Genomic DNA, 10,705 nt, shown 5'->3' with positions numbered 1-10,705 from the left:
TTAAATCACTCTGACCCCATATTCCGGGATTTAGGGGATCAAGACTTGCGTGTTTGGCGGCGCACCATGGCCATGGCGGCCAGGGCCGTCAGGCCCAGGGCCAAGCCGGCGGGCTCGGGCACCTGATTGGCATCGGGCTTTTGCGATTCTTTGGCGACGATGAAATCCTGGCTGTTGGCGTTGTAAAGCCTTTGCACCTGATAGCTGCTGGTGATGCCCGACAAGCCCGCCAGCCAGGCCGAGGCCTGGTTGCGCACCGCGGTGCTGCCGCCGGAGTCCAGCGAGAAGTTGCCGCTGCTCAGGCTCAGGCTGTTATTGGTGTCGTAGAGGATTTCCCAGATGGAGAGCTGGAAGGCCGCGCTCTTGGTCGTGCTGTCGATGGCGCCGGCCTCGGTGTAGAGCCGGCCCAGCAGATCGGCCTGCTTCGCGGTGAAGCCATTGGCCGAGCCATTGGCCACCAAGGTGTAGTCGTAATTGGTGTTCCAGTTGAAGCTCTGGTAGATGTCGGTGCAGAAGGTCAGGATGTCCACCGGGCCTGCACCCAGGTCCATCTTGCCCTTGAACTGGCCGACCGAGACCAGATTGGACATGCTGGTGTCGATGTTCTCGTAGCCCATGGAAAAACCGCTGAGCGTGAGCGGTGAAGCCTGTGCGCCAGCGCAGGCCGCCAGCAGGCTGAGGGTGGCGGCGAGGCGGGGGAGTTTGGATTCGGTTTTCACGGGGGGGCTCCGGTCTTGCAGATGGCTTGACCGCAGTGTCTGCCCGGAGCTCTCGCTCAGTCACCCCCTATCGCAGGGGTTCTAGGCCCCGCCAAGGCCTTGTGTGTGAACAAATGCGCAAGCCCGAGCGGCTTTGTCGCGGCTTTGTCGCGGCTTTGATGCCGCTTGCCCCGCCTTTACGCCCGCAGCAGCTTCTCTTCGGCCAAGGCCAAGGCCTCGGGCACGCCCGACAGCACCAGGGTGTCACCGCCATGCAGCAGCAAATCATCAATGGCCTGCACCACCGCGCCATTGGCCCGCCGCACCGACACCACCGACACGCCGGTGGCATGCAGGGCGAGCATGCCCAGGGCTTGCTGGGCGTAGGCACTGGCCGTGGGCAGGGTGACGGAGCGCAGGCGGGCGTGGTTGTGGTCCTCGGCACTGTCATCGTCGGCGCCGTGGAAGTAGCCGCGCAGCAAGCCGTAACGCGCATCCCGCGCGTCACGGGTCAGGCGAATCACCCGCCGCATGGGTACGCCCACCAGGGCCAGGGCATGGCTGGCCAGCATCAACGAGCCCTCGATAGCCTCGGGCACCACCTCGGTGGCACCGGCGGCGCGCAGGCGCTCCAGATCGCTGTCGTCGATGGTGCGCACCACCACCGGCACCTGCGGCGCATGCGAATGCACCAGATGCAAGATCTTCAGGGCCGAGGCGGTGTCGGGGTAGCTCACCACCACGGCGCTGGCGCGGGCCAGGCCGGCGGCCATCAGGCTTTGCAGGCGAGCGGCGTCGCCAAACACCACGCTTTGGCCGGCCGCCGCGGCCTGGCGCACCCGGTCAGGGTCCAGGTCCAGGGCCATATAGGGAATGCCTTCGCCCTCCAGCAAGCGGGCCAGGTTCTGCCCGCTGCGGCCGTAGCCGCAGATGATGACGTGGGCGTCCGCCTTGATCGCCTTCTTGGCAATGGTGGTCAGCTGCAGGGACTGCAACATCCAGTCGCTGCTGGACAGCTTCATCACGATGCGGTTGCTGTACATGATGAGGATGGGCGAGGCCAACATCGACAGCACCATGCTGGCCAATACCGGGCTCACATACTGCGCGGGGATCAGCTGGTGCTGGCTGGCCAGGGTCAAGAGCACAAAGCCGAACTCGCCTGCCTGGGCCAGAAACAGGCCGGTGCGCAGCGAGACGCCGGTGGGCGCCTTGAACAGCTTGGCCAGGCCGGTGATGAGGGCGAACTTGGCCAGGATGGGCAAGGTGCTGAGCAGCAGCACCAGCGGCCATTGCGCCAGCAGCAGGCGCCAGTCCAGCTTCATGCCAATGGTGATGAAGAACAGGCCCAAGAGCACATCGTGGAAGGGACGGATGTCCGTTTCCACCTGGTGCTTGTACTCGGTCTCGGCGATCAGCATGCCGGCCACAAAAGCGCCCAGGGCCAGGGACAGGCCCGCATGCTCGGTCAGCCAGGCCAGGCCCAGAGTCACCAAGAGCACGTTGAGCATGAACAGCTCTTCGCTCTTGTGGCGGGCCAGGAGGGTCAGCCACCAGCGCATCACTTTTTGCCCACCCACCAGCAAGAGCGTGAGCAAGACCCCGGCCTTCAGCGTCGCCCAGGCCAGGCTTTGTGCCATCTCAGCTCCGCTGCTGTTCAGGGCCGGGATCATCACCAACAGGGGCACGACGGCCAAATCCTGGAACAACAGCACGCCGATGACGCGCCGGCCATGCTCGCTCTCCAGCTCCAGGCGTTCGGCCATCAGCTTGACGACGATGGCCGTGCTGCTCATGGCCATGGCCGCGCCCAGCACCAGGGCGCCCTTCCAGCCCAGATCCCACTCGACGCCAAACCAGGCGAACACATGGTCCAGGGCCCAGTTGCCGAAGATGGCGCCCAGAATGGTGAGCAGCACCTGCAGCAGGCCCAGGCCGAAGACCAGATGGCGCATGCTGCGCAGCTTGGGCAGATTGAACTCCAGCCCGATCACAAACATCAGGAAGACCACGCCGAACTCGGCCAGATAGTGCACATCGGCCGTGTCGCCCGACAGCGCCAGGGCATGCGGGCCGATCAACACACCGGCGGCCAGATAGCCCAGCATGGGCGGCAGCTTGAGGCTGCGGCAGACCACCACGCTCAGGACGGCGGCGATCAGATAGAGCAGGGCGAGGTCCAGGGAGGAGATCATGCCTCCATATTAAACGCCGGGCCTCAGTGCCGATGGCCGGGCCGCCGCTCGCGGGCTAGCAGCCAGTCTGCGCGGCTCATATCGTGGCGGGCCATGTCCAGGTCGTACCAGTGTTCGATGCCGGTGTAGCCCATGCCCAGCCGCTCCATCACCTTGCCCGAGGCGGCGTTGGCGGGGTCACGCACAGCGCACAGCGATTCGGCTTGCAGGTCCTCAAACGCGAAGTCGGCCATGCGTTCGGCGGCCTCGGAGGCAAAGCCCTGGTGCCAGCGGTCGCGCCGCAGGCGCCAGCCGATTTCCAGCGGCCCGCTCTTGACCCGGCCCAAGTGCTGGATGCAGCCCGCGCCTATCAGCTCGCCCGTGGCCAGCTCGATAAAGCCCCACCAGGAGTAGCCCCACTCGGCCCAGCGCGCCTTGACCCGGTCGATCATCAGCTGGGTGTCGGCCAGGGTGTCGGGCTTGCCGGTGATGTAGCGCATCACCTCGGGGTCGCTATTGAGCCGGTGCAGGCCTTCGAGGTGCGCGTCCGTCAAGGGCTCCAGACGCAGGCGAGGGGTGTGGAGAACAACCATGGGCAAGCCTCCCGGCAATAGGTTTGTGAGATCTGACCCTTCATTCTTGCATTTGAAGCATCAGCACTGAGATGGGGGCAAGACCTGACCCTGGGGTATCTAAGAACCATGACTTTGGGTGAGCCCGCCCGAGCCCGACGATACTGCAGCACGCTGGAAACCTTTGCCTTTTTGGAGCTTGCTTTGACTCGACTTAAAAAACGCCTGAGCCTAGGCCTGATTGCTTTGGCCGTTCTGGGGGGTGGTGGCTGGTGGATGAAGTCGCAATCGGCTCATGCACCCAAGCCCGCTCAGTTCCGCAGCAGCGAGATCGACGAAGGCGCCATCACCCAGGTGGTGATGGCCAATGGCAATCTGCAGCCGGTGACGGTGGTGACCGTGGGCTCCCAGGTCAGCGGCACGGTGGCCCAGCGCCTGGTGGACTTCAATGACAAGGTCACGAAGGGTCAGGTTTTGCTACGCCTGGACCCGGCGAACTTTGAGGCCCGTGTGCGCCAGGCCCGCGCCAGCATGCGGGCGGCCGAGGCGCAAGTGGCGTTTGCGCGCGGCAACTTCGAGCGCAACGAGGGCTTGGTGGCCAAGGGCTTTTTGTCCCTGCCTCAGCGCGACCAGAGCAAGCGCGAGCTGGACGCGGCCCTGGCCCAGGTGGAGGTCAGCCGCGCCCAACTCGACGCCGCCCAGACGGACCTGGGCAATAGCGTGATCCGCTCGCCGGTGGATGGCGTCGTGATCAAGCGCAGCGTGGACGTGGGCCAGACCGTGGCCGCCAGCTTCCAGACGCCCGAGCTGTTCCTGATCGCCAAAGACCTGCGCGAGATGGTCATCCAGACCAATGTCTCCGAGGCCGATGTGGGCCTGCTGCGCGAGGGCCAGGCGGTGCGCTTTGTGGTGGATGCCTTTCCTAACCGCGAGTTCGAGGGCAAGGTGCAGCAGTTCCGCCTCAACGCCACCAATACCCAAGGCGTGGTCACTTACACGGTGATCGTCGATGTGCCCAACGAGGACGGCTCGCTCAAGCCTGGCATGACGGCCCAGACCCGCATCGTCGTGGCCCAGCGCCCCAAGGCCTTGCGCCTGCCCACGGCGGCCCTGCGCTTTGTGCCGACCGAGGAGGAGTTGAAGGCCTCGGCTGCTGCCAGTGCTTCCGCTTCCGCGGCCTCTGCGCCGGCCTCGGCCACAGCCGCCGCCTCCGCGCCGTTGAACCGGCCGGACGATGACGGCGTGCTCTCCACCCTGCGCGGCAGCTCACGCGTCTACAAGGTCTACACGGTGGACAAGGATCAACGACTGACCGCGCATGAGGTCACGGTGGGCATCTCCAACACCAAGTTCACCGAACTGCTCAGCGGCAATTTGAAGCGCGGCGATACGGTCATCACCCGCCGCATCCTCAAGGACGGCAATAAGGACGGCTTGTGAGCGGTGCCAGCCAAAATTCTCCGGTGCTGGCCCTGCGCGGCATCACCAAGAGCTACCGCACGGGCGATGTCATAACGCCTGTGCTGCACGGCATCGACCTGACCGTGCAGCGCGGCGACTACCTGGCCTTGATGGGTTCCAGCGGCTCGGGTAAGAGCACCTTGATGAATCTGATGGGTTTGCTGGATCGCTGCGACGGCGGTGAGCTGCTGCTGCAAGGGCGCGACGTCAGCCAACTCTCCACGGCCGAGCACGCGACCCTGCGCAACCGCGAGATCGGCTTTGTGTTCCAGAGCTTCAATCTGCTCAAGCGCATGAGCGTGCTCGACAACGTGGCCCTGCCCCTGATTTACGCGGGCAAGAGTCGCAGCCTGGCGCGGGCCCGGGCGCAAACCTTGTTGGACCAAGTTGGCCTGGGTCAGCTGGCCAAGCGCATGCCCAATCAGTTGAGCGGCGGCCAGCAACAGCGGGTGGCGATTGCCCGCTCGCTCGCCAATGAGGCGCCCCTGCTCCTGGCCGACGAGCCCACCGGCAATCTGGACACCCAAACCACCACCGAGGTGCTGGCCATTCTGGAGCGGCTCAACCGCGAGATGGGCCTGACCATCGTCTTGGTCACCCACGAGCCCGATGTGGCCCTGCAAGCCAAGCGCCTGGTGCGTTTGAAAGACGGGCGAGTCGCCTTTGATGGCGCCCCCTCAGAACAGGCCCACCTATGAACGCAGCCCAAGTTTTCCTCGAAGCCCTGCGCTCCCTGAACGCCAACCGCCTGCGCAGTGCCCTGACCATGCTGGGCGTGGTGATCGGCATTGCCTCGGTGCTGATGATGCTCAGCGTGGGCGACGGCGTGCGCAACTTCATCGACAAAGAACTCTCGGTGCTGGGCAGCAACCAGCTCATCGTGCAGCCAGGCACGCCGGTGGACGGCGGCGGCGTGCGCCGGCGCAGCGGTGAGGTGCCCAACCTCACCGTGGACGACGCCCGCGCCCTGGCCAAGCTGCCCTCGCTCAAGGGCGCCGCGCCGGCATTGCAAGGCTTCTTCCAGCTGCAATACGGCGACAGCAATAGCAACCAAACCGTGTTGGGCGTGACGCCCGCCATGATCACCCTGCGCAACTGGCGGGTGGAGTCCGGCGTGGCCCTGGATGAGCGCGATGTGCAGGCCGCGAACCGGGTGGTGGTGATCGGTTCCAAGCTGGCGCAAACCCATTACGCGGGCCGCGACCCTTTGGGCCAAGTGCTGCGCATGGACGGCCAGCCCTTCACCATCATCGGCGTGATGGGCGGCTCAGGCCGCACCCTGGACGGCACCGAGCTGGGCGAGCTGGTGCTGGTGCCCATCAGCGCCATGCCCTTGCGCCTGGCCCGGCCCGGCCTGGTGCACTACATCAGCCTGCAGGTCAAAGACGCCAGCGGCATGGAAGACGCCAAGCTCGACGTGGCCGAGCTGCTGCGCGACCGCCACCGCATCACCGGCGACAAGCTGGACGACTTCGCCATCACCGACCTGGCCAGCATCGCCAAGACCGGCGCGGCCATCGGCACGGGCTTGTCGCTAGGCCTGGGCGTGATCGGCGCCATCTCCCTGCTGGTGGGCGGCATCGGCATCATGAACATCATGCTGGTCAGTGTGAGCGAGCGGGTACGCGAAATCGGCATCCGCATGGCCATCGGTGCCAAGCCGCGCGATGTGCTGTGGCAGTTCCTGGGCGAAGCCGTGTTGCTCTGCGTCCTGGGCGGCCTGATCGGCCTAGGCCTTGCAGCCCTGGGCGTGGCCGGCGTCAACGCCACCGGCAAGTTCGAGATGGTGCTGGCCTTCAAACACATCCTGGTGGCCGTGGGCTTTGCCAGCGCGGTGGGCATCTTCTTCGGCTACTACCCGGCGAGAAGGGCGTCCAAGCTGTTGCCGATTGAGTGTTTGAGGCAGGATTGATGGCGCTTGGCTGCCATTTCGCTTTGGGCCGCATGCCTGGAGGGTCCGGTCGGAAATGACTCAGTCCATGCCCCACCTAAGCATGACTGGGAATTCCAAGGCTGCGATCGCTGTGCCCGCTGACGGGATGAAGTTCTCTGTGGCCGTTTAAATATCCATAGCCGGATGGGGGTTCCCAAAGCGAAGTTCACACTCAAGCTTGGAAGTCAGCTCTGCAGCGGCTGTCGACGCTGACCGGTGGCGGACGTACTCACGGTTACTACCCCAAAGCGGGCATGGGCCGTGTGGCCTCCGCGAGTCCGAACGGCCGCAGGACGAGGTGGCGCAGTTGTAGGCCTCGTGTGATCTGGAAAGCAAACCGCCCCCGACAGCCTAGCCGCTACCTGGACTGGCGGTACCGCCATTTCCGGGCTTAGCCCGACGGCAGCGCTCGGCAAGTCGACCTCTCATCGCCGGCATGGGTGGTCAGCAAGACTGGACTCTGCAGTTGGTCAAACTTGTTTGGCCCGGTTGGTCAGAATGGCCTGTTGATCTGTAGTTATGCACGTAGGCGCGCCGGTCACTAAGTGGTAGCGAATGCGCATGCTCAGAGCTTGAGGGGGAACTTGCCTGCTTGACAACGCTCCCAAGACTTAAGCAGGGCATTCCGATGTTCGGCTATCCACGCACCCATCTTTGCGTCCAGCCCCGCTGGATTTCGGCTCGTTAACGCCTCGAACTTGTCGACCCGATACTTTGCATTCAGTGAACTATCGTCTTGAGCGTGCACGTGAAGGTGAGGGTGACCATGGTCAAGTGGATACATGATGAACAGAAGACCATCAACCTGAGCAATAACGTGATTGGCTGAGACGGTCTGGCCCCATGTTGAGAATTCATCTGCCCAGTTCTCGGCGTGCGGGTCAGACGCCAAGTTGCGCACTTCAACCTCAGTGACTTGGTCATGTTCAACGGATACCCTATCAGCCCGGATCATCGAATCGATTGCCCCGGTCTCAGGAAGTGCCAAACTCCAGGCCCAGGTGTCAGCCAGATGTGCTCGAGTGACTCCCTCGCCCGGCCTTCCAAGAACGGAGAGCTCACAGTCAAGCTCTGCGAATGGCGGCACCCCTTGCTGCATGGGCTGAACTGCTCGTCCCTTTAGCTTTTGGGCCCGCTCCTTGCCGAGCCACAGTTCCAGCCAACTTAGGAACGGTCTTTCTGCCACTATGCCGTGGAAGAATCCGCGCGAAAACGAGATTCGCACATCTGGACGCAACTTTTGGGCCTTGAAGAACTCATCCATAGCGCTACGGGCCAATTTAGGCCATCGCGGATTAGTTTCGAGGTCTTCGGGTGTTGCATTCTGCGGAACTGAGATCTCGTTCCAGTGCAGTAGTAGGAGTCGATCGGACATTGAAAATGCCCTTAGTCCAGCAGGGCGTCTAAGCTCTTGTCCCACTGGTCAAAGAACCCTTCAGGCCACCTGTCCAGTTGTCCGTCAGGAAGTATCCTAGGGGACTCAGTCTGACTTTCGCCACTAAGAATTTCGCGCTGGAAGTAGTGCAGCGCGACGCTATCTGCATCGATTGCTTTCTGCTTTACTGCAACCCGTATGCCATTCAACAAGTGATCGCTGTGCGTTTCGACAATTATCTGAACTCCATCGGCGCAGCACATGGCAAGAAGCCGTCCAAGCGCAGCTTGGCCCCTTGGATGAAGGTGCGCCTCGGGGTTCTCAAGCAGCAATATGGCGCCAGATTCTGCGGCTAGGCACGCGACGATGATCGGCAGGGAGTAGGTTAAGCCGAAGCCCACGTTTGAGGGCCGATGCTCCCGGGTACTGGATGCAATATCGGTACTGGTGTATTGGAATCGAAGCGACGTTGCATCAGCGAGGTCTACGGGAATCGCCCTCAGACGAACACCTGGACTGAGCATCTGCAGCCACGCAGCAGTCTGGTCGCCAAGCCTTGGCGTGGGCGCTATCAGCCTTAGAAGAGCCGCATCTAACTTGAAAACATCGCCGGGGCAAAGTCGTCCGTCTGTTACGCGCTTACCTTCGTTTCGCTGAAGATAGTCGACAGTGAACTCACCACGACAACCCAGCCAGCCTCGCTGTTGGTCGGGCGTACTAGCTTGGTCATACTGCGGCGCAGGCGTCATACGATCAGCTTGAATGAACTGAAACCAAGTGCCTAGTTCACGCTTAAGCAACGCCCAGTCGCCTTCGACAGTTAATTCCAGAGTGTCAGCTTCATCTTTGGCTGCACTGACGAATCGGACGAGGCCCGCAGAGGAGCGAATCGCCAACGCTAACTTCGAAGTTTCGGCGCCCTCAAAATGAACATCCTCACTGCGGCCTAGTCGAACAAGTGCGCCTCGGAGAGGAAGCGTCTTGGGCGCTTCGCCTTGATCCAGTGTTTGCTTCAGTAGAGCCACTGCCTGTAGGACTGAACTTTTGCCTGATCCGTTCAAACCAGCGAGAACAGTGAGCGGGCGCAGGTCAATCTCCAGATCCTTGGCTGACTTGAAGTTCTCAAGCTTCAGATAGCTCAGCATTTATCACCTCGTTCATGATCACAGCCAGAGTTTTGATTCGGATATTTGATGCAGTGGCCGACCCCGTGGCATACAGCAACGACTGAATGAAGTCACCATCGCTGTCCAGCGCCTCGGCAAACTTCATCTCAACGAGGTCCCGTCTGAGTTGCACCTTCTGAAGATTTTCGGGGCTAAGGATTCCGCATACGACAAGTTGCGACTCGAAAAGTCCTCGGTTGATAGGTCGCCGCCGCTGACCAGGCACGCTCTTGCGAAACGCGTGTTTGCCAAAGACCGATCGGGTAGCTTCGATCGAGTGGATAAAGGCATTCCCCGCGTCTTGCCACATTCCGTCAGACCACTGAGAAAGCTGTTCCTCGACAACCGCATTCAAAAACTCGTCAAGTGTCTGATTCGCAGGACGCTGGAAAGGCGCCCCAAGCTGCCATAGCGCAATAAAGCGCAGCACAAGTTCAACATCTTGCTGGCGCTCCGTTCGTACCTTACCGTCTGTCGCCTTTCGGAAGGCTTCGCTCTCAGCCAGTGCCTTGATCTTCTTTCTCCAAACGCCAGGGAAGATCGCATTTCGAATCTCCTGGGCATTTAGTGGCATGCCCCCTTGATTCAGACGAGCGAAGACATTGAACTTCACTGCTGGCGGAGTGTTAGCACGAATGACGTTCGCAGTTATTTCAAGCTCTGAAATGCGCCGCTGGAACTTGCGATCCAATTCGTCGAAGGTCTTGCCATTTAGCTCCTTGAGGTACTGCAGATCCTGCAGCTCGAGGGGCGCTAGTTTCACGCCAGTTGCGGCCGCCAACGCCCTCGGCTTCATAAAGTGAAAGATGGCGCAAAGGCGCTGAAGTCCATCAACCACGGAATAGGTGCCTTCGCTGTCCTCACTGAAGTAGAAAGAAGGCAGAGGGATCCGCAAGAAGATCGATTCGATGAGTCTCGACTTTCGCTTGTAATTCCACACGTTGGCTTGCCGCTGGAAGTCTGGTGTAAGGTCTAATTCCTCGTTCTCTAGCCTTGTCTCAAGGCTTCCAATCGTCATTGCCTTGACAATGATGTCGATCTTCATCGGATCGAACGGCACCTCAATCTCAGAGCCTTCATCGCTCTCCGGGTCCAAGCCGCTTGCATCGGATTCGTCGCCCTCGACGAGTTCGTCTGGTTCATCGGCCCCCACGCTGTATGTCTTTGGTCCGGACATGGCTAGCTTTCTTATGATGTGGTTCAGGATGCTTGGGCTCGCTCAGCTGCACTTGAGCCCACGTGGCCTGCGGTGGATAAGGGCGTGACTTGTTCAATCAAGATATCCGCCTCGTTCATGCTCATGGCGCTTCCCTTGCGCCTTGGTCT

Annotated in this window: 9 protein-coding genes; 3 read left to right on the top strand and 6 right to left on the bottom strand. The window is 61.7% G+C overall.

Annotation, left to right across the window (positions count from 1 at the left end):
• Nucleotides 1–38: 38 nt before the first annotated feature.
• The 3 genes from DBR47_RS09465 to DBR47_RS09455 form a co-directional block, all read right to left on the bottom strand.
• Complete coding sequence (locus tag DBR47_RS09465; protein ID WP_124449296.1) at nt 39–719, bottom strand: hypothetical protein; 681 nt, start codon at nt 717–719, stop codon at nt 39–41.
• A 176-nt stretch (nt 720–895) separates the two neighbouring features.
• Nucleotides 896–2,893 (bottom strand): cation:proton antiporter, encoded by a 1,998-nt coding sequence (locus DBR47_RS09460; RefSeq protein ID WP_124449294.1) that lies wholly within the window; start codon nt 2,891–2,893, stop codon nt 896–898.
• A gap of 23 nt (nt 2,894–2,916) precedes the next feature.
• Complete coding sequence (locus DBR47_RS09455; RefSeq protein WP_124449292.1) at nt 2,917–3,465, bottom strand: GNAT family N-acetyltransferase; 549 nt, start codon at nt 3,463–3,465, stop codon at nt 2,917–2,919.
• 183 nt (nt 3,466–3,648) lie between these two features.
• Between DBR47_RS09455 and DBR47_RS09450 the strand changes: the two genes are divergently transcribed.
• The 3 genes from DBR47_RS09450 to DBR47_RS09440 are packed head-to-tail and all read left to right on the top strand — an operon-like array spanning nt 3,649 to nt 6,817.
• Entirely contained in the window at nt 3,649–4,884 is a 1,236-nt protein-coding gene (locus DBR47_RS09450; RefSeq protein WP_231512214.1) for an efflux RND transporter periplasmic adaptor subunit, read from the top strand.
• Nucleotides 4,881–5,603, top strand: a complete 723-nt coding sequence (locus DBR47_RS09445) for an ABC transporter ATP-binding protein (RefSeq protein ID WP_231512213.1) — start codon at nt 4,881–4,883, stop codon at nt 5,601–5,603. Before DBR47_RS09450 ends, DBR47_RS09445 begins: the two co-directional genes overlap by 4 nt.
• Nucleotides 5,600–6,817 (top strand): ABC transporter permease, encoded by a 1,218-nt coding sequence (locus DBR47_RS09440; RefSeq protein WP_231512212.1) that lies wholly within the window; start codon nt 5,600–5,602, stop codon nt 6,815–6,817. Before DBR47_RS09445 ends, DBR47_RS09440 begins: the two co-directional genes overlap by 4 nt.
• Before the next feature lie 586 nt (nt 6,818–7,403).
• Here DBR47_RS09440 and DBR47_RS09435 read toward each other — a convergent pair.
• The 3 genes from DBR47_RS09435 to DBR47_RS09425 form a co-directional block, all read right to left on the bottom strand.
• Nucleotides 7,404–8,102: a DUF4160 domain-containing protein gene (locus DBR47_RS09435; RefSeq protein WP_231512211.1), complete on the bottom strand. Its 699-nt coding sequence runs from the start codon at nt 8,100–8,102 to the stop codon at nt 7,404–7,406.
• A 122-nt stretch (nt 8,103–8,224) separates the two neighbouring features.
• Complete coding sequence (locus DBR47_RS09430) at nt 8,225–9,358, bottom strand: DUF3696 domain-containing protein (RefSeq protein WP_124449286.1); 1,134 nt, start codon at nt 9,356–9,358, stop codon at nt 8,225–8,227.
• Nucleotides 9,336–10,556, bottom strand: coding sequence for a DUF262 domain-containing protein (locus DBR47_RS09425; RefSeq protein WP_124449284.1), 1,221 nt, complete (start codon nt 10,554–10,556; stop codon nt 9,336–9,338). Before DBR47_RS09425 ends, DBR47_RS09430 begins: the two co-directional genes overlap by 23 nt.
• Nucleotides 10,557–10,705: the final 149 nt, after the last annotated feature.

Origin of the sequence: Paucibacter sp. KBW04 (assembly GCF_003852425.1) — a bacterium.
Classification (GTDB): domain Bacteria; phylum Pseudomonadota; class Gammaproteobacteria; order Burkholderiales; family Burkholderiaceae_C; genus Paucibacter_A.
This window is presented reverse-complemented; position numbering and strand designations above follow the sequence as displayed.